At 26.7% G+C, this 24,397-nt stretch carries 38 protein-coding genes; 36 read left to right on the forward strand and 2 right to left on the reverse strand.

The features are described 5' to 3' along the window. Positions 1–6: 6 nt before the first annotated feature. On the reverse strand, positions 7–156 hold the full coding sequence (locus KGF46_RS13240) for a hypothetical protein (protein ID WP_227862036.1): 150 nt from the start codon (positions 154–156) through the stop codon (positions 7–9). Positions 157–250: 94 nt separating this feature from the next. On the opposite strand from KGF46_RS13240, the gene KGF46_RS13245 reads away from it, so the two are divergent. The 3 genes from KGF46_RS13245 to KGF46_RS13255 are packed head-to-tail and all read left to right on the forward strand — an operon-like array spanning position 251 to position 1,217. Then, positions 251–475, forward strand: a complete 225-nt coding sequence (locus tag KGF46_RS13245) for a hypothetical protein (RefSeq protein WP_227825722.1) — start codon at positions 251–253, stop codon at positions 473–475. A 23-nt stretch (positions 476–498) separates the two neighbouring features. Further along, on the forward strand, positions 499–1,035 hold the full coding sequence (locus KGF46_RS13250) for a hypothetical protein (protein ID WP_227825721.1): 537 nt from the start codon (positions 499–501) through the stop codon (positions 1,033–1,035). An 8-nt stretch (positions 1,036–1,043) separates the two neighbouring features. Further along, on the forward strand, positions 1,044–1,217 hold the full coding sequence (locus tag KGF46_RS13255) for a hypothetical protein (protein WP_227825720.1): 174 nt from the start codon (positions 1,044–1,046) through the stop codon (positions 1,215–1,217). On the opposite strand, the gene KGF46_RS13260 is transcribed toward KGF46_RS13255, so the two are convergent. Beyond that, entirely contained in the window at positions 1,197–1,574 is a 378-nt protein-coding gene (locus KGF46_RS13260; protein WP_227825719.1) for a DUF2513 domain-containing protein, read from the reverse strand. The two genes, KGF46_RS13255 and KGF46_RS13260, sit on opposite strands and share 21 nt — an antisense overlap. Before the next feature lie 136 nt (positions 1,575–1,710). Here KGF46_RS13260 and KGF46_RS13265 point away from each other — a divergent pair, with 136 nt between their 5' ends. From KGF46_RS13265 to KGF46_RS13420, 33 genes are all read left to right on the forward strand, one after another. Next, entirely contained in the window at positions 1,711–1,944 is a 234-nt protein-coding gene (locus tag KGF46_RS13265; RefSeq protein ID WP_227825718.1) for a hypothetical protein, read from the forward strand. Positions 1,945–2,111: 167 nt separating this feature from the next. After that, entirely contained in the window at positions 2,112–2,417 is a 306-nt protein-coding gene (locus tag KGF46_RS13270; protein ID WP_227825717.1) for a hypothetical protein, read from the forward strand. A 102-nt stretch (positions 2,418–2,519) separates the two neighbouring features. Next, positions 2,520–2,843, forward strand: coding sequence for a hypothetical protein (locus tag KGF46_RS13275; RefSeq protein ID WP_227828919.1), 324 nt, complete (start codon positions 2,520–2,522; stop codon positions 2,841–2,843). Positions 2,844–2,979: 136 nt separating this feature from the next. Continuing rightward, positions 2,980–3,381 (forward strand): DNA ligase, encoded by a 402-nt coding sequence (locus KGF46_RS13280; protein WP_227828920.1) that lies wholly within the window; start codon positions 2,980–2,982, stop codon positions 3,379–3,381. 100 nt (positions 3,382–3,481) lie between these two features. After that, the gene (locus KGF46_RS13285; protein ID WP_227828921.1) at positions 3,482–3,985 is read left to right on the forward strand and encodes a hypothetical protein; all 504 of its coding nucleotides are present in this window, start codon (positions 3,482–3,484) and stop codon (positions 3,983–3,985) included. A 103-nt stretch (positions 3,986–4,088) separates the two neighbouring features. Then, positions 4,089–4,883: a hypothetical protein gene (locus tag KGF46_RS13290; protein ID WP_227828922.1), complete on the forward strand. Its 795-nt coding sequence runs from the start codon at positions 4,089–4,091 to the stop codon at positions 4,881–4,883. Between the two features lie 81 nt (positions 4,884–4,964). After that, positions 4,965–5,363 (forward strand): HNH endonuclease, encoded by a 399-nt coding sequence (locus tag KGF46_RS13295; protein WP_107612935.1) that lies wholly within the window; start codon positions 4,965–4,967, stop codon positions 5,361–5,363. 182 nt (positions 5,364–5,545) lie between these two features. Next, complete coding sequence (locus KGF46_RS13300; protein ID WP_227862037.1) at positions 5,546–6,940, forward strand: hypothetical protein; 1,395 nt, start codon at positions 5,546–5,548, stop codon at positions 6,938–6,940. Positions 6,941–6,977: 37 nt separating this feature from the next. Then, positions 6,978–7,109, forward strand: a complete 132-nt coding sequence (locus KGF46_RS20095) for a hypothetical protein (RefSeq protein WP_255640460.1) — start codon at positions 6,978–6,980, stop codon at positions 7,107–7,109. An 11-nt stretch (positions 7,110–7,120) separates the two neighbouring features. Continuing rightward, positions 7,121–7,315, forward strand: coding sequence for a hypothetical protein (locus tag KGF46_RS13305; RefSeq protein ID WP_227862038.1), 195 nt, complete (start codon positions 7,121–7,123; stop codon positions 7,313–7,315). A 36-nt stretch (positions 7,316–7,351) separates the two neighbouring features. Then, positions 7,352–7,528, forward strand: a complete 177-nt coding sequence (locus tag KGF46_RS13310; RefSeq protein WP_227862039.1) for a hypothetical protein — start codon at positions 7,352–7,354, stop codon at positions 7,526–7,528. A gap of 211 nt (positions 7,529–7,739) precedes the next feature. Next, entirely contained in the window at positions 7,740–8,162 is a 423-nt protein-coding gene (locus tag KGF46_RS13315) for a hypothetical protein (protein ID WP_227862040.1), read from the forward strand. 45 nt (positions 8,163–8,207) lie between these two features. After that, complete coding sequence (locus tag KGF46_RS13320; protein ID WP_227862041.1) at positions 8,208–8,711, forward strand: hypothetical protein; 504 nt, start codon at positions 8,208–8,210, stop codon at positions 8,709–8,711. 12 nt (positions 8,712–8,723) lie between these two features. Further along, entirely contained in the window at positions 8,724–9,332 is a 609-nt protein-coding gene (locus tag KGF46_RS13325) for a hypothetical protein (RefSeq protein ID WP_227862042.1), read from the forward strand. Next, positions 9,333–12,461 (forward strand): PHP domain-containing protein, encoded by a 3,129-nt coding sequence (locus KGF46_RS13330; protein WP_227862043.1) that lies wholly within the window; start codon positions 9,333–9,335, stop codon positions 12,459–12,461. It begins immediately after the preceding gene. 102 nt (positions 12,462–12,563) lie between these two features. After that, positions 12,564–12,815, forward strand: a complete 252-nt coding sequence (locus KGF46_RS13335) for a hypothetical protein (protein ID WP_227828934.1) — start codon at positions 12,564–12,566, stop codon at positions 12,813–12,815. Further along, positions 12,815–13,126 (forward strand): hypothetical protein, encoded by a 312-nt coding sequence (locus KGF46_RS13340; protein WP_227828935.1) that lies wholly within the window; start codon positions 12,815–12,817, stop codon positions 13,124–13,126. The genes KGF46_RS13335 and KGF46_RS13340 overlap by 1 nt, the downstream gene beginning before the upstream one ends. Before the next feature lie 127 nt (positions 13,127–13,253). Beyond that, positions 13,254–13,814 carry a hypothetical protein gene (locus tag KGF46_RS13345; protein WP_227828936.1) on the forward strand — a complete coding sequence of 187 codons (561 nt, stop codon included), beginning with the start codon at positions 13,254–13,256 and terminating at the stop codon, positions 13,812–13,814. A gap of 11 nt (positions 13,815–13,825) precedes the next feature. Then, positions 13,826–14,494: a hypothetical protein gene (locus KGF46_RS13350; protein WP_227828937.1), complete on the forward strand. Its 669-nt coding sequence runs from the start codon at positions 13,826–13,828 to the stop codon at positions 14,492–14,494. 45 nt (positions 14,495–14,539) lie between these two features. After that, on the forward strand, positions 14,540–15,433 hold the full coding sequence (locus tag KGF46_RS13355) for a hypothetical protein (RefSeq protein ID WP_227828938.1): 894 nt from the start codon (positions 14,540–14,542) through the stop codon (positions 15,431–15,433). Positions 15,434–15,472: 39 nt separating this feature from the next. Beyond that, positions 15,473–16,030, forward strand: a complete 558-nt coding sequence (locus tag KGF46_RS13360; protein ID WP_227862044.1) for an ERF family protein — start codon at positions 15,473–15,475, stop codon at positions 16,028–16,030. A 61-nt stretch (positions 16,031–16,091) separates the two neighbouring features. After that, positions 16,092–16,625, forward strand: coding sequence for a hypothetical protein (locus KGF46_RS13365; protein ID WP_227828940.1), 534 nt, complete (start codon positions 16,092–16,094; stop codon positions 16,623–16,625). After that, on the forward strand, positions 16,625–18,199 hold the full coding sequence (locus KGF46_RS13370) for a DnaB-like helicase C-terminal domain-containing protein (RefSeq protein WP_227862045.1): 1,575 nt from the start codon (positions 16,625–16,627) through the stop codon (positions 18,197–18,199). The genes KGF46_RS13365 and KGF46_RS13370 overlap by 1 nt, the downstream gene beginning before the upstream one ends. A 9-nt stretch (positions 18,200–18,208) precedes the next feature. After that, on the forward strand, positions 18,209–19,273 hold the full coding sequence (locus KGF46_RS13375; protein WP_227862046.1) for a CHC2 zinc finger domain-containing protein: 1,065 nt from the start codon (positions 18,209–18,211) through the stop codon (positions 19,271–19,273). After that, positions 19,270–20,040, forward strand: a complete 771-nt coding sequence (locus KGF46_RS13380; protein ID WP_227838726.1) for a phage regulatory protein/antirepressor Ant — start codon at positions 19,270–19,272, stop codon at positions 20,038–20,040. The genes KGF46_RS13375 and KGF46_RS13380 overlap by 4 nt, the downstream gene beginning before the upstream one ends. A gap of 14 nt (positions 20,041–20,054) precedes the next feature. After that, a complete protein-coding gene (locus tag KGF46_RS13385; RefSeq protein ID WP_227838727.1) occupies positions 20,055–20,309 on the forward strand; it encodes a hypothetical protein in 255 nt (84 codons plus the stop codon). Continuing rightward, the gene (locus KGF46_RS13390; protein ID WP_227838728.1) at positions 20,293–20,559 is read left to right on the forward strand and encodes a hypothetical protein; all 267 of its coding nucleotides are present in this window, start codon (positions 20,293–20,295) and stop codon (positions 20,557–20,559) included. The genes KGF46_RS13385 and KGF46_RS13390 overlap by 17 nt, the downstream gene beginning before the upstream one ends. Next, on the forward strand, positions 20,552–20,770 hold the full coding sequence (locus KGF46_RS13395; protein WP_227838791.1) for a hypothetical protein: 219 nt from the start codon (positions 20,552–20,554) through the stop codon (positions 20,768–20,770). Before KGF46_RS13390 ends, KGF46_RS13395 begins: the two co-directional genes overlap by 8 nt. Positions 20,771–20,845: 75 nt before the next feature. Next, positions 20,846–21,688 carry a PD-(D/E)XK nuclease family protein gene (locus KGF46_RS13400; protein WP_227828945.1) on the forward strand — a complete coding sequence of 281 codons (843 nt, stop codon included), beginning with the start codon at positions 20,846–20,848 and terminating at the stop codon, positions 21,686–21,688. A gap of 34 nt (positions 21,689–21,722) precedes the next feature. Further along, positions 21,723–22,043: a hypothetical protein gene (locus KGF46_RS13405; RefSeq protein WP_227828946.1), complete on the forward strand. Its 321-nt coding sequence runs from the start codon at positions 21,723–21,725 to the stop codon at positions 22,041–22,043. Beyond that, entirely contained in the window at positions 22,036–22,617 is a 582-nt protein-coding gene (locus KGF46_RS13410) for a guanylate kinase (protein WP_227828947.1), read from the forward strand. The genes KGF46_RS13405 and KGF46_RS13410 overlap by 8 nt, the downstream gene beginning before the upstream one ends. Beyond that, the gene (locus KGF46_RS13415) at positions 22,608–23,102 is read left to right on the forward strand and encodes a crossover junction endodeoxyribonuclease RuvC (protein WP_227828948.1); all 495 of its coding nucleotides are present in this window, start codon (positions 22,608–22,610) and stop codon (positions 23,100–23,102) included. Before KGF46_RS13410 ends, KGF46_RS13415 begins: the two co-directional genes overlap by 10 nt. After that, entirely contained in the window at positions 23,103–24,326 is a 1,224-nt protein-coding gene (locus KGF46_RS13420; protein WP_227828949.1) for a hypothetical protein, read from the forward strand. It abuts the gene before it with no gap. Positions 24,327–24,397: the final 71 nt, after the last annotated feature.

Genomic DNA, 24,397 nt, shown 5'->3' on the forward strand with positions numbered 1-24,397 from the left:
ATGATTCTATCGTTTAGATAGTATTAAGTCGTTAGCCACCAAGAATCCCCTTGCTTTAGCTATGGGGAGTGTGTCAACTTTCAAATCATAATTAGCATCCAAATACCTAATTGTAAGTTCATGCACTTTGTCTATACCAGCTAAACTATCAGACATAGTTGCCACCACCTTTAATAAAAATTAAGAACATATGTAAATATTTCTTGAATTAATTATATCAAATAAACAAGTTATAGAATAGAGGTATGAAATGATAGAGCAAATATTGAATAAAAGAGGCAGTCTATTAAATTTAGCAAGTGAGTACTTGACAGAACAAGACTACCTCAACTTTCAAAGATGGTATACATATATACATAGAAAGAAAGATGCTTATGAGGCTTCTATAAATGAATATTTAAATTATAAGGATGACAAAAAGTTAGTAATGTATGTATTTAATTTAAAATTTCAAGAAGCTCTCACAGAAATATAATATTACTAAAAATGGTGATTGAGATGAATTATAATTATATAACTAAAATTGACCTAAAATATGGAAATACGCAATTTGGATTTGATAAATATAATGACGCTTTAAATAAGTACAGAGAACTTAAAGAAGAATTTAAGTATGTTCCATGTATTATAAAACTACATTCATATATAGCACACCAAGATTTATATGTGAAAGAAATTAAAGCTGATGGTTTTGAAAAGAAATATTCAGATATTAAAAATTTAATAAAATTGTTTAAAGAACATAAACAAAATATATCAGATGAACTAAGTCTTTGTGATAAGAAAAAGGAAGAAGTATTACATGTAATAGAAGAAATGAATTTAGATACAACTTCTTTAAATGATAAGATTGATACCATTAAAGAATTAAAAAATATTTTAGTTAAAAGGAGGTTAGTAAAATATGAGTTAAACAAATATTTAGCATTTGATAATACTTTAAATGAAATTAATCAAAAACTAGATAAGTATGAAACTAAATATAAACCACTAGAGAATCAAGGGAAGAGTAAATTTAAGAAAAATAAAAAGTAGGTGATTAAATGCATGATGTAAAAATAGAAACAAATCGAAATATAACAAAAGTTATAATTAATGGACATGATATAGGTGATATTATTGGATGTAAAATAATAAGTTCATTTGTTGAAAGTGGAATGAAAAATGAACTTACTATTAAACTATCTGTGAAAAATTTAGAAATTATTACTAATTAGATTGGTTATAACATTAGATGCAATTTCAGTTAAAACATTAATAGATGTAGAACCAACTTTTGAAGCAACTTCTTTAGTTTTATTCCAATTTGTGTTTAAACGTACATTAGCTAAGAATTCATGACCTAAAGGTGTTAAATCATCAATAGTACAATGAGCTGAAGTCCAAGAAATTCTGGTAAAAAAACCGTATAAATTACATTGCCTTATATGATATGAAATCTCTTCATCATTATATCTTTGTAATAAGTCATAGTTGTTTTCTTCTTTTCTGTTATAATACATGACTTGAGAGAAACTTGTATTTTCTTCTACAGTCAATAATAAATCTCTAATACAATCAGGGTTTAGTTTCATAATGTTACCACCTTTTAAATTAATTTGAATTTCTTAAGTTAATTATATCAAATATATAGTTGGGGTACATAAATTTTTTAGGATGATTGAAAAATGTGGTTGTAAATGTAATAAGAAAAATTATAAGGAGGTATATATGGAGAATAAGGTTGAATTAACGCAGGAAGATGTCAAAAGTGTTTTTGTTGCTTTAAATACTATTAAATATATCTGTGAGAAATCTAAGCATTGTAAAAATTGTCCTCTTGGATATATGGAGAATGTAGAGGAACATAATTGTATGTTATATAGATTAATGAAAAATGATTTATTACCAGTTGATTGGTGTATAAAAGAGGTTCCAAGATTATTAGATACAACATCTATTTAAAGGCAATAAGGAGGTGTGCAAAATGAAAAATAAGCCTGTAAGTGTTAAAAAATGTGAATGTGGAGGAGATATATATGAACTTAATACAAAATTAGGCATTATATATCAATGTAAAAATTGTGGCGAGATGTATAAATAAATCAATAAGATATTGGGGGATTAATTATATGAGTAAAGTTTGGATAGATGCAGGGTCATTTTTAGAAAATGCTGAAGGTAAAGTACATGTATTTAAACATAATATAAATAGAAATGAACAAGAATGTTCAATTAATTTATATAAATTAAATTCTAAAGGTCAAGGGAGAAAAAGTAAAAAAATAGAATGTTTCAATATTAATACAGGAGAAGTTAAAGAGTTTTTGGGAGGTATAGAAGCAAGTGAATATTTGAATGTCAGCTTGAGTTATATTTTTCGTTTAGTTAAAGAAAATAAGGTAACCAGTCATGGGTGGAAAGTGAAATATGTTTAAGATATTATAGATAGAATTATTGAATATAAATCACGAAATTGAACAAAATTTAGTGTTTTCAATGATGACAAAAGTGTAACAAGGATAATAAATATATAAGGAGTGATTATTATCAAGAGTCTAAGGTGTATATTTAGACACAAGTTTTCAAGAGTAAAAGATTGTCAATTAATCACAACAAGAAGTCAACAATATACTTGTAAAATTTGGATGTGCAAATATTGTGGAGAGATTATAGCTGGAGCGACTCCTGTGTATCATCCTAATATGAAAATAAATGAGTATTGTATAAAATGTGAGTTTTTAGCATGTGTAAATAATTATGATGGATATTGTAACGCTAAAGATAGAGAAATTGAATTTAAGTCTATTTGCTTAGACGGTGATAAAGAGACTTTAGAATGTAAAAATTTTGATTTAGAATAAATTTAACTTAAATATGAGGATTTTAAAATATGAAAATAAATATATTTGTTAAAAAAGTATTTTTATATGATTTTACCTAGTAGATATAATAAGAATTTAAATCAAGATATACAAAAATTACAAAAGGAGGTTTTTAATGAAAGAACTTTTAGAAGTAAAAAATATATTTGACAGTTTAGCAGCTACATCTAGTAGAAAAGAAAAAGAGAGAATATTAGAAAAATATAAAAATAATAGAATATTTGTTGAATGTTTACAATTTCTCTTAGATTCAAATATTCTAACTGGAATATCTAAGAATAAAGTATGTAAGAAGTTAAATAATACTAGTCATAATGAATTAGAAAACATATATGATATGATTGACTATTTAATTAAGAATAATACTGGCAGAAACATAGATGTAAAAACAATACAAGTATTTGCCAGTAAAAATGAAGAATTAAAGGATTTTATTTTTAATTTAGCTACAAAATCAATTAAATTAGGAATAACATATAAGACTGTAGATAAAATAATGCCAGGTTTAATTATCTAATAAATTTTGTATTTTTTACAAAAAACTATTGAGAACATAGAGGTTATATGATATGATAAAAATATAATAAGAACAGAGAAGGTAAAAAGGAGGTAATGAGATGACTGACAAAATAATAATAGCAAGTGTAGATGGAGAGGAAATGATATTGAGAACTGAAATGAAAAAGTTAGAAAAAGGAGATAGTCTTATAGTTTCTGTAAATGGTGTAAAAAGATTAGCTCTATTCATTAGGTATATAAGTACTTGTGAAGAATATATAGAAGATATAGCATTTCAAAAAGTAGATGAAATATTATATGAAAACACAATTGCTAAAGAAAAAGAAAGAGTTAAAAAGGTATTTAAAGATAAGTGTATGAAAAATTATAAACCTATTGTTAATATAGAAATAGACTCTTATTTAAGAGAATGTGGTTTCAATTGTGATGGCAGACAATTTTTCAAAAGTATAGATAATACACAAATTTTAATTAGTAGGGATTGTGATAAAGATGTTTTGATTGTATCGAAAGGTTTGACGATAACCAAAACAGATATAACAAATAAAAATTTAATTACAGTTATTAAAATAATAAATAATAGTCTATTAATAGTTAGGTAATAGAAATAAATATTGGTCTTTTAAGAATAGAAAAAAATATTTTTAAGTGAATTAGTGTTCTAATGTATTATAAAAATATTTTTAAATAAAAGGGAGTGATTTAATGATAGGTTGGGAAATGAATGAAATGCAAAATGCAATATGGAATAATAAATATAGGAATAATAATGAAACCTTTAATGAATGGCTCAATAGAGTGTCTAATGGAGATAAAGAAGTAAGGAAATTAATGCAAGAAAAAAAATTCTTGTTTGGTGGTAGAATATTAGCTAATAGAGGATTACAAAATGATGGAAGAAAAATAACTTATTCAAACTGCTATGTTTTAGCAACTGGTGATTCTATTGAAGATATATACCAAACATGTAGTGATACTGCAAGAACCTTTTCTTATGGAGGAGGGGTAGGAATTGATATATCTAAGTTAAGACCTAGAGGAGCAAAAGTCAATAACTCAGCTAAATCTACAACTGGTGCAGTTTCATTTATGGATACATATTCCTTAGTTGCTGAAACAATAGGTCAAAGTGGTCGTAGAGCTGCTTTAATGATATCTCTCGATATTAATCATCCAGACATCGAAGAATTTATAGATATTAAAACAGATTTAAACAAAATTACTAAAGCTAATATATCTGTAAGAATAACAGATGAATTCATGCAGAAAGCTACAGGAATAGATTCAAATCCAATGTATAATTGTTCTTTTACAAGAGAAGAAACTGGTGAAATTATAGTTAAAGAAATAAATGCTAAAGAACTATTCAATAAACTATGTGAGAATAATTGGAATTATGCAGAACCAGGAATTTTATTTTGGGACAAAATAAATAATTATAATTTATTGAGTGAAGATGATGAATTTGAATATGCAGGTGTAAATCCTTGTGCTGCTTAATTTCGGCTCAAGTAAAAAATTGGGGTGTATCGGTGAAGTCTAAATTATTAGTGTTTATAAGTGAATAAAGAAATTTTACATATGAGAAATATAACATTTGATTTTAAAGTATCTGAAAGATATAAATACTATGTAACAGGAAATGGGAAAGTATTCAGATTAGACACTAGAAATAAAAAAATGGAAGAGTGTTTTTACCATATAGCACATGGTTATAAGAGAATAAGAGTTACAGATATAGAAACTGGTATTAGGAGATATAAAAGAGTATGCAGATTAGTTGCACAATATTATGTAGATAATTTAAATCCAAGAGAATTTGATATAGTTAATCATATTGACGGAAATAAATTAAATGATAATTATACAAACTTAGAATGGTGTAATATATCAATAAATACTCAGCATGCTTATGATACTGGATTAATAAAAGATAGAGGAGGTTGGAAAAATAAACCTTATTCACAAAGAAAACATTAATAACAGGATAATACCGAGAGCAGTAATATCTAATACTGTTTGTAGAGCATAGTAGATGAGCGATAAAATGAGAGCAATAATTCTACCACGAGCCTCCAACTACTTGATATGAGTAGAAAATATATGCCGACCTTATAGGAAACTATAAGAAGTAGAGGATAAAAAGCCTTTACGATAACAATGTGGAAGAGCCACTTCCAGCTGGAGGTAGTTGTCTTTTAGGCTCATTTAATTTAAGTGAATATGTCAAAGAAGATAAAACTTTTAATTATAATGATTTTAGAAAAGATATAAAAATAGTAGTAAAAGCAATGAATGATGTTTTAGATGAAGGGTTGCCTTTACATCCATTGAAAATTCAAAGAGATACAGTCAGAGATTACAGACAAATAGGTATTGGGGTTATGGGAATAGCTGATATGCTCATAAAAATGAATGTAAGATATGGTTCAGAAATGGCAATTGAATTATGTAATGTGATAGGTAAATGTTTGGCAGATGAAACATTAAAACAATCAGCATTATTATCAAAAAAATATGGTACATATCCAAAATATAAGGAATGTATTTTAAAATCAGAATTTATTCAGGAAAACGCATCTCATGAAACACTAGAATTAATAGAAAAACATGGTCTTAGAAATTCACAACTTTTAACAATCGCTCCAACTGGAAGTATATCAACTATGCTAGGAATATCTGGAGGAATAGAACCAATCTTTGCCTTTTCTTACACTAGAAAAACTGAAAGTTTACATGATAAAGAAAAATATTATAAAGTTTACACACCTATAGTTAAAAAATATATGAAAAAAAATAACATTGAAGATGAAAAAGCACTTCCTGATTATTTTGTAACAGCAGAAATGTTGACTCCGAGGGAACGTATCTTAATGCAGTCAGCTTTTCAAAAACATATAGATGCAAGTATATCCTCTACTGTAAATTTACATAATGAAGCAACAATTGAACAGGTTAAAGAGTTATATTTATTGGCATGGATTAATGGATTGAAAGGATTAACAATATATAGAGCTGGTTGTAAGCGTGAGGGAGTTCTTACAACTGATAATATTAATAGTACACAAGAACTTAAAAGAGGAGATTGGAAGCCTATATCTGGTGATTCTGTTTTATATAAAAGAAAGTTACATATCGGTTGTGGGAAATTAGTTTTGTTTATATCTTATTCTGAAAAAGAGAAAAGTATACAAGAGCTGTATGTAAAAAAGGCTGGTTCAGGTGGATGTGAAAAACTTCTTGAGTCTACAACAATAGCAATGAGTGGAATACTTAGACTTGGAGGGACTTTAGACAATATAGAAAAAGCTTTAGAAGGTGTTAATACTTGCCCTAGTTTTGCTTCAAGTAGAGCAAAAGGAAATGTATTGGATAGAGGAAATCATTGTGGAATCGCCCTTTTAAATGCCATAAAAGATTTTCTTAAAGAAAAACAGGGAGAGAAAATAGAAGAATCTAAAGAATTTGAGCCAAAATGCCCTGAATGTGGGCTAAATATTCAAATGATGGAAGGATGTATGACTTGCCCTAGTTGTGGGTGGAGTAAATGTAATTAAATTAAGAGGGATTATTCCCTCTTTGGAGGTGATTGTTTTGACAAAAGAAGAATTTACAGCTAAGTTTCTAAAAGAGCAGCAAAAAAGAAGAAAAATATTAGAATATAATTTTATAGATTTTAAATCTACTCTTAGATTTAAAGCTTGGAAAAAATATAGAAGGAGATGAATAGTAAATATATGAACAAGATTTATTTCGCTAAAAATAAAAATACAGGAGATTTTCATACTGGCAATAAGGCTGGATTTAAGACAAAGGGAGTATTAAAGACTTCAATAATACTTAAAGACAAAAAAATTGAACAATATGATTTATATTATATAGATTCAGATTTAAATATTCATAAGTTTGTAGACTGGGAGATGATAAAATAATCAACTAACTTAAAAGGAGGTGTAACGACGGCGTTTATGAAAATATTGGAGTTAAATCAAAATGAAATAAGAGCCATAGATGCTTATATGTCATCAAACCCTTGTAGGAGTGGATGTGTTTATGATGAAATGCAAAATTCAAGAAAAAATTGTGATAAATGTAAACTTAAAAGTGCAAGAATAAGCATATTAGAAAAGTTGGATTTAATATAAGGAGCGATGTTATGAGATTTTGGTGCGAGAGTTGCAATAAGTATTTTAATGTAATAGAAGCGATGCTAGAGATTTTCATGTAAGTGACTACTATAGAACTCCGATTCCTAAAATAAAAGAATTTCTAAGTGAGTTCAGTAGATATGAAAATATACTCAATTCAAATATAAGGATATTAGATCCATGTGCAGGTGGAGATAATATTAATTCAATGAGCTATCCAACTGCAATTCAAGAATTTTTGAGTCGAGATATTTCAATAGATACAATAGACATAAGAGATGATTCAAGAGCAAATCTAAAGCAAGATTATCTAAAGTTTCAAATTAAAGAGGAATACAATGTAATTATTACTAATCCTCCTTTTAGCATCAGTTTAGATATAATTAATAAAGCTTTAAATGATGTAAAAGAAGATGGTTTTGTTATTATGCTGCTAAGATTAAATTACCTTGGAGGAAAAGTAAGACAAGAGTTATGGAAAAATAATATGCCTAAATATATATTTGTTCATAATAGAAGAATGAGTTTTACAGATGATGGGAAAACAGACAGTATTGAGTATGCTCATTTTGTATGGCAGAAGGGACATAATCCAAAATTTTCTCAGTTAAAAGTATTAATAAGTGCTTAAAATCATAGTTTTAAATGATTATAAATATAAGTTTTAAAGGGAGTGATGATTGTAGAAAACATAGAAAGAATGTTATGGAAAGAAAAAAATAAATGGGTATATAATGATGAATTCATAAAATATCTTATAAAAAAATTTGAAAATGGATATAGTACAAGTTTAATTTCTAAAAACTTAAAAATTAGCTATAAAGTGTTAGAGAAAATAATAAAAAAAAACAATATTAAAGTGCCTATATTAAAAAATAATTCTAATTTTAAGTCTGTTTATCAAAGTTATGATTGGTGTTATCAGAAATATATGGTGGAAGGGTTGAATCATGATGAAATGGCAAAAGAAGCAAATGCAAGTAAAAGAGTGATTGAAAAGTGGTGTACAGAAAAGCATAAACTAACTCAAAAATACAGACAAGAAAATAAACAACTCAATCATATTCAAAAAGATATTGTGATAGGTTCTCTTTTAGGAGATGGACATATAGACAAAAGACCCAGCCAACCAATATTTATCATATCTCATGCAGAAAATCAAAAAGATTACCTGTTTTAGAAATACAATATTATGAAAGATTTCTTTAATTCTCCGCCAAAATATTATCCTCAAAAAGAAATAAAATATTTTAAACAAAATGGTTATGTATGTCAGCCGTTTTATAGAATATCTAGTCGTATACATAATTGTTTTATAAAATATAGAGAAATGGAAGTTATAGAATTAATTAATAATTTAAATGAGTTATCATTCTCAATATGCATGTTAGATGATGGTCATAGAGGTGAAAGTAATTGGGATTTATGTGTAGCTGCATATTCCTTGGAAGAAAAAGAACATTTAATTAAAATTTTAAAATGCAACTTTAAAATTAATGGATACATAAAGAATTGTGATAATAGATATTTAGGATTTACAGCAGTTGATAGTAGAAAAATAGACAAAATAATTTTAAGCAATCTTCCAGACAACCTTGATATTATAAAATATAAAATTCTTAATAAAAAGAGCAAAGCTGCAAACTATAGATATGTAAATTTAGAAAATGGAGAGAAAGTAGGTATATCTAATTTTTGTAGAAAAAACAACATATCTGTGAATAATGAGAAAATTAAACAACTATATGATAGTGGATTTAGAAGTGAAAAAATTCTAATTGAAAAATATAGAGAGGTATAGATGAACAATTATACAATAACCCATATACATACAGATAGGTCTTCTGGTACAACCAACATAGATAGTGTGACAAAACCAGAACAATACATTTCTAAAATAGCAAGTCTAGGTATGAAATCTATAGCTTTTACAGAACATGGCAATATATTCAGTTGGTTGAAAAAAAAAGAATTGTGTGAGAAATATGATATAAAGTATATCCATGCAGTTGAATGTTATATAACAGAAACACTAGATGAAAAAATAAGAGACAATTATCATTGTTGTTTGTATAGCAGAAATCTTGAAGGTGTAAAAGAGTTAAATAAATTGATTTCAAGCTCATACAACAGAAAAGACAATCATTTTTATTATGTTCCTAGAATTTCTTTTGAAGAATTAATAAAAACAAGTGAAAATATAATAGTAACTACAGCATGTCTAGGAGGAATATTTGGAAAAGGAAATGATGAAATCAAAAAAAGATTTTTAGACTTCATTATAAAAAACAAAAATAGATGTTTTTTAGAGATACAACATCATTTAGATGAAAAACAGATTAAATTAAACAAAGAATTATATAAGTTAAGCAAGGAATACAGTCTTAATTTAATTATTGGCACAGACACTCATGCTCTCGATGAAACACATGCAAAAGGAAGAACAATATTGCAAAAAGCTAAAAACATTCATTTTAGTGATGAGGATAAATGGGATATAACTTTAAAGACTTATGACGAATTAATAGAACTATATTTAAAGCAAAAAGCAATTCCAATAGAGAATGTAAAAAAAGCACTTCATAACACTAACATACTTTCAGATATGATAGAAACTTTTGAGGTAGATAAAAGTTATAAGTACCCTAAATTATATAAAAATCCAAAGGATGTTTTAAAAGAAAAAATTATTGAAGGAATTAAAAAAAGAGGAATTCATAAATATCCAAATTATGAGTCTGAATATCTACCAAGGATTAGAGAAGAATTAGAAACTTTTGAACATAATAAAGCTATTGATTTTTTATTATTAGATAACGATATAAAGGAATGGGCAAGAAATAATAATATATATCATGGATATTCTAGGGGGTCTGTTGCAGGGAGTGAGATATGTTATATTATTGGAATGACTGATATTGATAGTATAAAACATGACTTAAATTTCCAAAGATTTATGAACAAAGAAAGGGTAAGCTTGGCAGATGTGGATACAGATTGGGATTCTGTAGGAAGGGAAAAAGTTAAACAGTATATATATAGCAAAGATGAACTATATTGTGCAGATATAATAACATTTAATACTGTAGCTTTAAAAGGAAGTATAAGAGATGTTGGAAGAGCGTTAGATATTCCATTATCAGAAATAGATGATATATGCAAGAATATTGAAGTAAAAGAGAATTATTATAGAAATATTTACAAGGAATTATTTGAATATGTTGACATAATAAATGGTACAATTGTTTCAATTGGTATACACCCTTGTGGTTTAGTTATAAGCCCAATACCATTAGATGAAAACATGGGAACACTAACACTTTCCACATGTGAATATCCAGTCACTATGTTAAATATGAAGGAAATCGACTCCAAGAATTATGTAAAATTGGATTTGCTTGCATTAGATACAGTAGAAATAGTAAATAGAACTTGTGAACTTGCCAATATTCCTAGATTGACTCCTGATAATATAATTAATGACATTAAGGTTTGGGAAAGTATAAGAGAGAATACATTAGGAATATTTCAGTGGGAGTCTGATTCAGCACAAGTATATTTAAAACAATTGTTTTCTAAAAATACAATAGAAAGAATAAAAAGAATAAATCCAAATTTTAGTTATATAGATATATTTTCTGTTGGTAATGGTGCTATAAGACCAGCAGGAGCCTCCTATAGAAATGAATTGGCAAATGGACAATTTAGGGATAATGGACATGAAGCCCTAAATGAATTTTTAGCTCCAACACTAGGTTTTTTAGTGTATCAAGAACAAATATTAGAATTCCTAAATAAATTCTGTGGTTATTCAATGGGTGAGGCAGATATCGTGAGAAGAGGGTTCGCTAAAAAAGTTGGTACAGAAGAGTTTATACCTAAAATTAAATTAGGATTTATTAATACTATGAATAAAAGATATAATATTAGTAAATATGAATCAGAAAAATTAATAGAAAATTTCTTAAACGTAATAATAGATGCAAGTGATTATTTATTTTCATTAAACCATTCAAAACCATATTCTTATCTGGGATATGCTTGTGGTTATCTTAGATATTATTATCCTTTAGAGTTTATTTCAGTTTTATTGAATATAAATAATGGAAACATAGAAAAAACATCCAAAATAACAGAGTATGCGTTAAAAAGAGGCATAAATATTTTTAATCCTAAATTTAGATTCTCAAAATCTGAATACTTCTTTAATAGAGATACAAATAGTATTTACAAGGGAATTGAATCTATTAAATTTTTAAATTCTGATATAGGAGAGTACTTGTATTCTCTTAGAAATAATAAATATGATTCATTTTTAGAACTATTAATAGACTTACAAGGTCATATAAACTCTAAACAATTATCTATACTAATTAAACTAGATTTCTTTGAGGAGTTTGGAAAGTCCAACAAACTTTTAGAGATTTATGATATCTATAATTCAATCTATAATAAAAAACAATTTAAAAAAGATAATTTACCATGCAGTATAAATACTATGAGAAGATATTCTAATAAAGAAACAGAAAAAATATTTAAAGAAGTTGATACAAAAAAGTTATGTTCATACCTTGAGAGCCAAATCGAAAATACAGAGATACCAGTCAATGAAAAAATACAAACCTATTTTGAGTTTGTTGGTTCTTGCAACATAAAAGATAGTAATTCAAATCCAAGACATTGTTTAGTAATAGATATAGATACTAAATATTCTCCTAAAATTACACTGTATAATCTAAAATCAGGTAACACAAAGATTTTTAAGGTAAGTAAAGCTATTTTTGAGGATAATAAAATTAGCATTTATGACTTAGTTTATTTAAAATCGACTAAGGAAAAATCTAAAAGAAAAAAAATAGATGGTAAATGGATTAAGAGTAATACAGAAACAGAATGGTGGGTACAAGAATATTGGAAAGTAGAAAATTAAAAATATGACCTCATATATGACTTTCTAAGACTGTATATAAATGACAGATTGTGTTTATACCTTACAATCTTAAAATAGCGTATACAAGGTCGTTGAAAGGTAGTGATTTCAATACTTATAGACGAACAAAGACATCGTGATTTATTAGAGAGAAATAGAGAATTAAATACTAAAATAGATGAATTAAATGAAGAAATACTCTTTTTACAAGAAGAGAATAAAGAGTATGAAGGAGTTTTGGAGAAGTGGCAAAATGTAAAAGGAGAAATTAAATCTGCTTATGAAATTAGAAGAAGATTAAATAGAAAACATGGAAAGTTAGAAATGATATGGCGTAAAATCGAGGATTTATAATGGATACAAATAAAATATATGAGAAAAAAGAATATATTATTATTAAATCTAAAACTGGATATATTGTCTACAATACAAATAAAAAATTTGAAGAAGGTCATACTCATTTAAAAAGTTATAATGCTGCTAAAACAGCTATAGATTTAGTTATTAAGAGAAGAATTCCTAGAAGCTATTCTGTTTATTTTCTTACAAGTTTGATGAGAATATCTAATGATATACAGTATATAAATGATATTATGAATATAAGAAATAATAAAAGGTTAAAAGAGAAATATATAAATTCTAAGAATGTAAAAAAAAACTATTGAGAACTTAGAAGGTATATGATACAATATAGCTATAGATAAAATAGAGAAGGTAAAAAAGAAGAAAAGATACTATTGTTGGATAAAAAAGTAATTAAAATGATAATTTCAATATGATTAGGGGGTATCTATGAGGTGTAAGAACATGCTAATAACAGGAGCTTTAATAGTTGGTAGTACAATACATGTGTTTGCTAATACAGAAGATGTTATTAATAATAACATGAATAAGGAACTTATGGCAGGTACGGCAAGGAATATTAATTTAATGTATAAAAATGAATGGGAGAAATATAAGAATAGTTCTAAATATAAATTAGAAATTAAAAGAATTAACTTAGAAAAAGAATTAGGGATAAAAATAGAAAAATTAATTCCTATGAGATGGGAAGTGAGTTATTATACTTCTTTAAACTGTGAAAATAGTAAATATGGAGCTATTACAGCTACAGGAGAAAAATTACGATATGGGTTTGTGGCCAATAATCATCTTAAATTTGGAACTAAAATATTAGTTGATGGAAATTTAAAAGTAGTTAAAGATAGAGGTTCTAATAAGTATTTTGGTAATTCTAATGCTATAGATGTATTTGTACCAAGATTAGATGGAGAGGATGATTATAAGTATTATAAAAGGGTGAACAATATGGGAAGACATTACAAAGAAGGCTATATTATAGTAGAAAGTTAGGAGTTGATAAATTGAATGTAAGTGGAATAAAAATGCCAGGAATTATTGATGTTTCAAATGTGTATGTTTATGGAATTAAAGAAAGTATAATTGCAAGTGGTTATCCGATGCAACAAGATCAGATTAAAGATATGAAAAAAGTAAATATTTCAGAAAAAGATTTAAAACGCTCAAGTCAATTAGGCAAATCAAAACAAGGTTCAGGTCATGATTGCTTTTCTAAAGGAATTATCATTCAAATGGATTTACAATGGTCAGAATATATGTGGAGACAATGGGACAGATATCATCATAATGATTATGTATCTAGTCAAAGCAAAATGCATAGATTAACTAAATTTAATATTGATGGTATGTGTAATAAGTATGTTGATAAAAATACAATAAATTTCCTGAATGAATTGATTTACGATTATAATAATTTTCAGGAATTAAAATTAACCGCATCTGATGAAGTCACTCTTAGAAATGGAGAAAAAGTTGAAGCCACAAAAGAAACTCTTTGGAAAATTATAATATCAAATTGCCCATCAGGATTGATGTTAACTGCAAGAGTTACATTAAATTATCTACAAATAAAATCTATGATAAATCAAAGAGAAAATCATAAAATGGAGGAATGGAGAATTCTGTGTGACTTTTTTAAAACACTACCAAAATATAAAGAATTAATGATGTAATAGTTTTGTTAGCAATTAAATTTTAAATATAAAGGAGAAGTGGGTATGGCAGAAAAAAGAATAAATTATAATCAAGTATTTGTATCAGGAGAAGTTTTAGACATATTAAATATAGCTAGAATGAATCAAGGAACTAGTCAAGAAGCAATAAGATTTACATTGAAGGTTGAGACAGCACCAAATGAATCTGTAAATGTAGATTACTTTACATCAATGTTTAAGTCAGATGGCTCACCAAATCAAATGTTTTTAGGAATAGAGACAATAGCAAATGAAATAAAAACTAGAGCAGAAGATGGAAAAGGAGATATAGTTAGATGTGTTTGTTCATTAGATAATAACTTATATTATAAAGATGGTGAAAAGAAAGAGAGATTCCAAATATCAGGAACTTTTTGCAATAGAGAAAAATATGATGACAAAGGTAATCCAATTGATGACAAGGGGGAAGTAGTAAAATCAATAAAAGCAAGTCAAGTCTGGAGAGCATATACATTAATTGAAAATATAGAAGAAAAAGAAGATGGCTTAGGTAAGTATTTAGAGATTAAGGGTCTAATTAATAAATATGGTAAGCAAGGTTGTAATGTGACATTTAGAATACATAATGAAGATATGATAGAAGGATTTAAAAGTTTATATAAAATAGGAGATGTTGGTCTTCTTGAAGGTACAATAAAATCTATGGTTACTAGTAAATCAGCAGGGTTTGGTTCAAGAATTAAAAAAAGTGCTTTTACATTTTTAGAAATAGAAGGAGGAGACGAACCACTAAAAGATGGAGATGAAATATTAAGTGATAAAAATTGTCCTTTCACAGATAAAAATATAGAGGCAATGAGAGAAAAAATAAAAGAAAAAGATGAAAGGGAGAAACAAAGAGATATTGATAAAAATGGTAAGACTGTTGAGATAAGTGATGATGATGTACCATTTTAAATTATAAATTAAATAATCTATTAAAAAGGAGAGATGTGAATGGAAGTTAAAGAAGGAATAATTAATGATGATTTCAAGAAAGTAGTAAATGAGGAAATAAAGAAATATATGTCAAATTTATATTCAGATAGAATTGAAGGGTTAAAAGAAAGTAATAGCCAAATTGAGATAACAAAAGCATTAATAGCCTTTCATTTAGATATAGAATCAATCCCAAAAGACAATACCAATCCATTTTTTAGGTCTAAATACGCAAATCTGGATACAATTCTTAAAGCAGTAAATCCATTATTAGCAAAACATGATTTAATACTAATGCAATCAGCAGAAGATGCAGGTAATGATAAAGTATATATAAAAACCAAACTTAAACATTTATCAGGTGAATACATAGAGTCAAATTCTGCACCATTTAAACCAGCCAAGACTAATGATATACAAGCTAGAGGAGCATTAGAAACTTACTTAAGAAGATATGCAGTTCAATCAGTATTAGCATTATCATTCGAAGAAGATGATGATGGCAACTCTTTAACAAACAAATCAAAAGGCAAATCAGAGGAAGAAAATTCAACTGTTAAGAAAAGTAGAGTGTAAGTAAAAAAATGCTACCTCTTAATGGGGTAGCAATAAATACATAGCATAAGGAGGGGAAAATTTGAATTGTAAGTGTAAGGTTTGTAAGAAAAAATTAAATACAAAAGATGCTTATAAAGTAGAACATATTACATCTGGAGGAAAAAAACGAAATATATATTATTGTAATGAACATGAATATAGAAAAGAGCAGCAGGACATATATTTCTGGAAACAATGTCAACTTGGTATAGATTATATTATGGGATATAAAGTTATAAGTAATCAAAAAAATAAGATGTTACAAGAGATAATAAAAAGTGGTTATACAAGAGAAGAATTATATGACTGTGTACTTGAGAAAAAAGATGAAATTATAGAATTACTTAACTACAGAAAAGATATAGAAGAAGAGTATCCTAAATTATGCTATGTATTTACTATGTTAAAAGGGAGTATTAGAGATATAACAAATAGAAATAGAAAAGTAAAAGATGAAAAAGAAAATGAAAAGATGTACAAAGAAAGTGAAAAATATTATGAAGTAATTGTTCCGAAAAAGGTACTTACTAATAAAAGAAAAAGTCTATTTGAAAAAATTAAAGAGGTGGATTAATGAGTGCTTATGAGAAAATAACAAGTGACAGAGGTATTATAGAGACTTTAGTTTTAGGGACAATGCTAAAATCATTAACTCTTTTTAGTGAATATAAAATTAGTGAAAGTGATTTTATAATAGATAAAGTAAAATTCTTTTTCTCCTTAGGAAGAACAATGTCTAAAACTCATAGTGAACTTGATGAAGCGAGTGTAGCTAAATTTGTATCTTCAAATAAACTCAAATCTGAATATGAAAAATATGGTGGTTGGAATAGTTTATCATCTGCTATGGAATATGGAAAAGAATCCAATATATCAGCATATATTGATGATTTAGCTAAGAATAATCTATTAATTGCTTTAGATGAAAGAGGTTTTAATATAATAAAAGAAATGGAACATAAAGGAGAGAAATTTATTCCATTTGAGTTATTCCAATCTATAAGTTGTAGAGAAGTTGAAGAGTTTTATGAAGGGTTAATATCTTCATGTAGTGTAAATTCTATAAAGAATAATATGAAGGTAGAAAATCTTTTACTTACCAAAGAAGATAGAGAAAAATTAAAACAAAAAACTGAAGCAGGAACACCTTATAATATCATTTTTGAATATAATGAAAAAGAAACAGGATTAAGTGATAGTGAAGAATCTAAATATATATATGGTCTACCAGTATTATCAAATAGAACTAATGGACTTGGTAAGGGTGGAGGAATAAATATAATATCTGGATTCTCAGGAATAGGTAAAACTACATTATTATTTTTTAATTATATATTAGCTATGATATACCAAGATGAAAAAGTAGTTATATTCGCTAATGAACAAAAGTCTCAATATTTTAAGAGTATGTTAGTTTCATTTATAGCATACAACATATTCAATTATCATGACTTAGATAGAAATAAAATTGATAATGGCGATTTCACAGAATTTGAAGAAGAGCTTATGGAAAAGATAGAAATGTTCTTGAAAAATAGAGGTTTTGAAGAAAGTTTAAAATTTATATATATGGAAGAGTTTGAAATATCTGAGATATTAAGAAAGAGCAAAGAGCTTGTGGCACATGAAGGATTTACTGCTATAGCAGTTGATACATTCAAATCAGAGAATTCATCAGATGCAAATTATACAGGAAGACTAATTGAGAACTCTAAGCTACTAGATAATTTTGGGAATAAATATAATGTAATAACACTACTATCTATGCAATTAGTTACAGCTCAAGAAAATAAAAGTTCATATTTATCGGCTTCAGACTTGTCAGAAGCTAAAGCTGTTAAGAATGTGTGTGGCTTATTAATGTTAATGAGGAAAGTAGTAAATGATTTAGAGTTAGATTCAACCAATAAAAAATTCTTTTTAAAACCATATAGGCTAAAATATAATAAGCTAAAAAAGACTACTGAAAGAGAGTATATCCAGTTTGATATAAAAGATTTACAAAAAGAATACAGATTATTATTTTTAAATAAGTCAAGAAGAGGTCAAGATGGAGATGTGATTCTACTAAGATTTTATGGTAAGACTGGTAGATTTGAAGAAATAGGAAGGTGTGAAAAAGTCTATAGAGGACAATTGTCATACTAGGTGATGACTATGGAAATAAAGGATTTGACTAATCAACAGGTGATAAATTTTATGGACTATTTAGGTTCGGACTTGTCTCCTAAAAGCAATGATAGACAGTTAATATTTAATACTTGTTTATGTCATAATGGAGATTCATATAAATTATTTTATTATACAGAAAGCAAAACATTTCATTGCTATAGTTCTTGTGGTCACATAGGGAGTTTAATAGATTTATTAATACATATAAATAAATATGAATTTAAAGATGCTGTTAATGAAATAAAAGATTTCTTTGGTATTTCAAATCAACCAATGCTAAGAAAAGGATTTAGAATAAAGAAAAAATTAAAACAAGATGATATTAAAGATATACAAATAGAATTACTTCCTATCCCTAAAAAGCCATATGTATATAAAACTTTTCAGCAAGTTCCAATTAAAGAGTGGGAAAAGGAAAACATCTCTTTTAAAGCTCTTAAAACATATCAAGTACATTATAATCCATATGAAAATCAAGTAGTGATTCCACATTTCTGTTGGCATGACAAAGATAGACCTGTTGGTATTAGAGTGAGAAACTTAGATGAAGATAAAGCTAAAAGTTTTGGCAAATATATTCCATTATGGTATGACAATAGGTGTTATAATCATAGATTAAGTCTTAATCTATATGGGTTAAATGTAAATAAAGAATCTATCAAAAATTTCAAAAAAGTTATTGTATTTGAAGGTGAAAAATCAGTGTTACAGATGGCAACTATGTATAAAAATAATCCATCTGTGGCTATATGTGGGAGTAATTTTAGTAGAGAGCAAAAGAAAATATTGATAGATTTAGGTATTGAAGAGTTAATTATAGCTTTTGATAGACAATTTAAAGTTAAAGCTGATGAAGAATATGTTGCATGGAAAAATAAAATATGTAAGCTAGTTCAAGATATTAGAGAAATAGTAAACATAAGTGTAATTTGGGATAAAGATAATTTGTTAGAGTACAAAGATAGTCCTAGTGACAAAGGGAAGAAAGTGTTTGAACAATTATTAAAAAATAGAATAAATATAATACAATTTGAAGGAGTGGTTAAATGAGTGAGGTTGCAAGACAGGTAGTAGATGAAATAGTTAGAATAAGTAGCTTAGAAGTTGCTAAGATGATGGGAATGACATCTAAAGATGGGCATAGAGATTTAATAAGAAAGATAGAAAAAATAAATATAGTTTTTGATTCGGAAAAAATTCCGAATGAAATATATTGGTTGGAGGGTGAATATGAGAATAGGGGAAAATTTTATAAAGAATATTTAGTATCTAAAAAAGGTTGTGAATTCCTTGCACATAAAACAACTGGAGAAAAAGGGGTATTGTTTACTGCTAAATACATGGAACGATTTGAAGAAATGGAAAGAATTATAAAAGGACAAAAGTTAGAGCTATCAGCAAGAGATAAAGGAATATTAGATATAGTTAATTCTAAGTCGGATATAGAGCAAGCAATAGCAATAAAAACTTTTGAAGAAGTTGTAACTGCACCTCTTATAGAAACAATAGAAGAACAAAAACCAGATGTTCAATTTGCAAATAGGATTAGGACAGATGGAAGAAAAGTCTATAGCATATCACAAGCTTCTAAATTGTTGAAACTTCCATATGGTAGAAATAAATTAATGGAAAATCTAAGAAATTTAAAAATACTTCAATCAAATAATGAGCCTTATCAAACATATATAGATAGAGATTATTTATTGGTAGAATTAAATGAAACTGGAAACAAATTAGTTATAACTCCTAGGATAACTGGTAAAGGAATGAAATGGTTAGAAAATAAATTAAGAGGTAAATTACTTGCGTTAGCATAATAGGAGGTGGATATATGATACAAGAAGTTAGAGAAGAAGTGTTATTACAAAATGGAGATATATTACATACAGGAGACATTATAAATGTAAAATATAAAACTATGGAAGATATAAAAGAACAATTTTGTAAGGGGAGATTGAAAAGTGTAGATGAACAATTTATCCAATTAGATACAAGTGAAAAATATAGTACATCAGAAAAAACAATCTATGTATGGGATTTAATAGAGATAAAAAAGGTGGGTGATGAAAATGAAAAGGATAATTAATAGTAAATATAGAGCATTATATTTATTCATGTTTTTTCTAATTTTTAATTTAATATATAGTTTACATTTTGGAAGGAGTACAGAAGTTGGATTTTATTCTAGTCCATCTTGTATAGAAGAATACATACTGGATATCATAACTTCTATAGGATTATTTTTCTCAATGATGTTAGCTGGGTTCGATGTTACAGAAAACTTTATAAACAGCTTAAGGGATTATTGTGAAGAAGATACAAAGCGAGGTGAATAAATTGGAATTAAAAGATTATATAAGTAAAATAGAATTAAATGACATGCCACTAACTTTAGATAATAAGTACATGCTAAATGAAATAAGCATATCTGAAGATAGCAAAATCTTTGCTGTAAAAGACACATCAGGAATAACATCTTATTATACTGAAATAGAATTTAATAAACTATTTAGAGGAATTAATAGCATCTTAGAGAATATTATCTAGTATATATTTTTAAGGAACTGAGGGTTGAGAGCTATTAATTAATAGCTCTCTATTTTTTTTGAAAGGGGAGAGTTAATGGAAAAAGAATTATATAGCTTTAGTAAATTAAATGCATTTCACATATGCCCATTTCAGTACTATCTTACATATGTAAAAAATTTAGATCGAGAACAAAATTGCTATGGTTATTATGGTAATGAATTACATAGTTTACTAGAACAATTACAACAAAGAAAAATAACAAATCAAGAAGCTATTCAAAAGTATAATGAAGTTATAGAATATGCAAATCTAATGGATTACGACTTTCCTACACCAAATTCAAGAATTAATTATTTAGAATGTATTATGCATTACCTAGAGAACTTCACTCCAATTGAGTGTGATAAATACTACATAGAAGAATATTTTGAGTTTGATATTCAAGGTGTTACAATAAGGGGTTATATAGATTTATATTACATAATAAATAATAAAATCTATGTCATAGATTACAAATCAAGTAGCAAGTTTTCTAAGAAAGACTTATCTAAAAAAGCTATGCAGCTTATCTTATACGCAATATATCTTAAAAAAAAATATCCAGATAAAATAATTGAATATGTAGCATTCGATATGTGTAAGTATATGAAAAATAAAAAAGGAACTTTAATTGAAAGAAATAAGATTGAAAATATAAATAATTATGAAAGAGCTATAGTTAAAATTAGATATACTAAAGAGCTGGAACAACAGTTAATTAACTTTGTTGTTGATACAGTTAATCAAATAAAACAGCTAGATTTCAACGATAAGAGTGATTGGTGCAAGAATGATGACAAAAGTAATCAGTTCTTTTGTAAAACTCTATGCTCTCATTATGAGAAGAGTTGTAAACCTAAGGAAAATAAGGGGTTCAGAAATACTAAATCACAATAAAATGTGAATTTTAATAAGATTGGAGAGTGTTTTAATGAATATACCAAAAGAAGTAAAAGTTGGAGGATTGTTTTATAAAATAGAGGAAACAGAAGAACCTATTTTAGTAAATAATCAGTTGTGCTATGGATTAGCAGACTATGGAACTGAAACAATAAAGTTATCTAATAATTTGCAATCAGAAAGAGTAAAAGAAGCTACATTTTTACATGAGTTATTCCATTGTATATTTAGAGATAGATGTATAGAGAGTGAAGATGAGGAATATTTAGTAGATGTATTAAGCAAAGGACTTCATCAAGTGATTATTGATAATCCTAATATATTTGAACTTAAGGTGAATATAGATGGATAAATTAAAAAACATATTTGTATTTTTAGGATATTCAGGTTCAGGTAAAGATAGTATAGTGAGTGAAATCTCAAAGCAATTTAATATACCAATTCTAACATCTCATACAACAAGACCTCCCCGTAATTACCTAGAAATCATTAATAAAACATACCATTTTGTAGATAATAAATTCTTTAAGAAAGAAAAAAATAACTTTATAGAAATGAGAAAATATATAGTCCATGATGGAAGCACTTGGTTGTATGGCATACATAAATCTGAATTAGAGAATAAAAGATATGCTTTGTCTATAGTGGATGCAAGTGGGTATAAGGCATTAGAAAAATATTTTATAGGAACAAAAATTAGATTAGTACCATTTTTTATAAATGCAGATGAAGATACTATAAGGAAAAGATTAATAGATAGAGGTGATAATCCTAAAGAAATTGAAAGAAGATTAGCTGATGATAAGATTAAATTTAAAGAGTTTTTAAATAGTGAAAACTACATTGTAATAGCAAATAATTTAAGTATCACTAATGCAGTAGAGCAAGTTAAAATACATATGAAAGAGGGGATTCAATGGTCTTAGCCTTAGATGTATCTATGTCCAGTACTGGATGGGCAGTTATAAATAGTAATAAAGAAGTATTAGAATATGGAAAAATAGTAACTAAAAAAGATAAATTCAAGTCTGAAGATGAGCGAATGTGCCATATCTGTAATACAATTCAAGAGATAATTACAAGTCATAACATTAAAATAGTCTTAGTTGAAGACCAATTCACTTCACGCAACTCTAAAACAATTCTTAGTTTAAGAAAACTCTTAGGAGCAATAATGAGAACTGTTAAATTAAATAACATAGAGATTGAATATATGTATCCAGTTTCTATTAGAAAATATCTTATGAATAGTGGTAAGGCTAAAAAAGAAGAAGTAGCTGTTTATGTAAGAGAAAATATTATTGATATTGGAGAGTACATTGATAGGACTTGTAAGGCTAAAACAAGTGACATATATGATGCTATAGCACTTGGGATAGCTTATTTAAATAAAGTTGGTGATGCTAAGTAAATGAGTGTAACTATAGTTGATAGTATGTGTGGTACAGGTAAAACAAGTTGGGCAATACAAACAATGAATGAAAGTTTAGATAAAAGATATATTTACATAACACCTTATTTAGATGAAGTAAAAAGGGTTATAAAAGGTTGTTATATGAGGAAGTTTTATCAACCAGAATCAAAAAAAGGAAAAGGAAGTAAATTAACTCATTTTAATAATCTTCTCTCAAGAGGATGTAATATAGTTTCTACTCATGCTTTATTCAGAAATATTAATGAAGAGACTCTTAAGCTACTTAAAGATAAGAACTATACTCTGATTTTGGATGAAGTAATGAATATAATTGAACGTATTTCAATTGATAAAACTGATTTTAGGATGCTCTTTAATGATGGAGTTATAACGGTTGATGATAGTACAAAGAAAATGTATTGGAACTCTAGTGATAAGAATTACAATGGAGAGTTTATAGAATTAAAAAATGCAATAGTAAATGGAGATGTTTACTTTGTTAGAAATAGTCTTGCTATGTGGCATTTTCCAGTAACTATATTTAAGGAATTTCAAGAAATATACATAATGACATATTTATTCAAAGGTCAGATGCAGCGATACTATTATGATATGAATAACATAAGTTACAATTATAAATCAGTAAAAAATATAGATAATAGATATGAATTAATAGAATATAAAGATGCTAATAAAGATCCATATAAAAAATTAATTAATATTTGTAATAATGAAAAGCTAAATATGATTGGCCAAGAAGGCAAAAATTATCATCCTTTATCAAGCACATGGTTTGAAAAACAAGTAATAAATAAAACAGATGCTTTAGACGTATTAAAGAAAAATATTTATAATTATTTTACAAATGTATGTAAATCTAAAGCATCTGAAAATGCTTGGACAGTATATAAAGATTATTTACATAAATGTAAAGGTAAAAGATATACAAAAGGGTTTATAGCTTTTAATGCAAGAGCTACAAATGAATATAGAAATAAATCTGTGTTAGCCTATTGTATAAATTTATATATGAATCCTATTGAAAAAGGGTTTTTTATAGATAGGAAAATAAGTATCGATGAAGATTCATGGGCTTTGGCTGAAATGATTCAATGGATATGGAGAAGTAGAATAAGAGAAAATAAAAGTATAGATATTTATATACCTTCATCAAGAATGAGGAATTTGATGAAAAATTGGTTAAGCACTTTTGAAAAATAAAAAGTGCTAAAATCAAAAATTTTGCTCTTTTTAGCCTATAAATATAGGGTTTTAAAAATGAGGCCTTAAAA

The sequence above is a fragment of the Clostridioides sp. ZZV14-6153 genome (assembly GCF_020657855.1).
Lineage (GTDB): Bacteria > Bacillota > Clostridia > Peptostreptococcales > Peptostreptococcaceae > Clostridioides.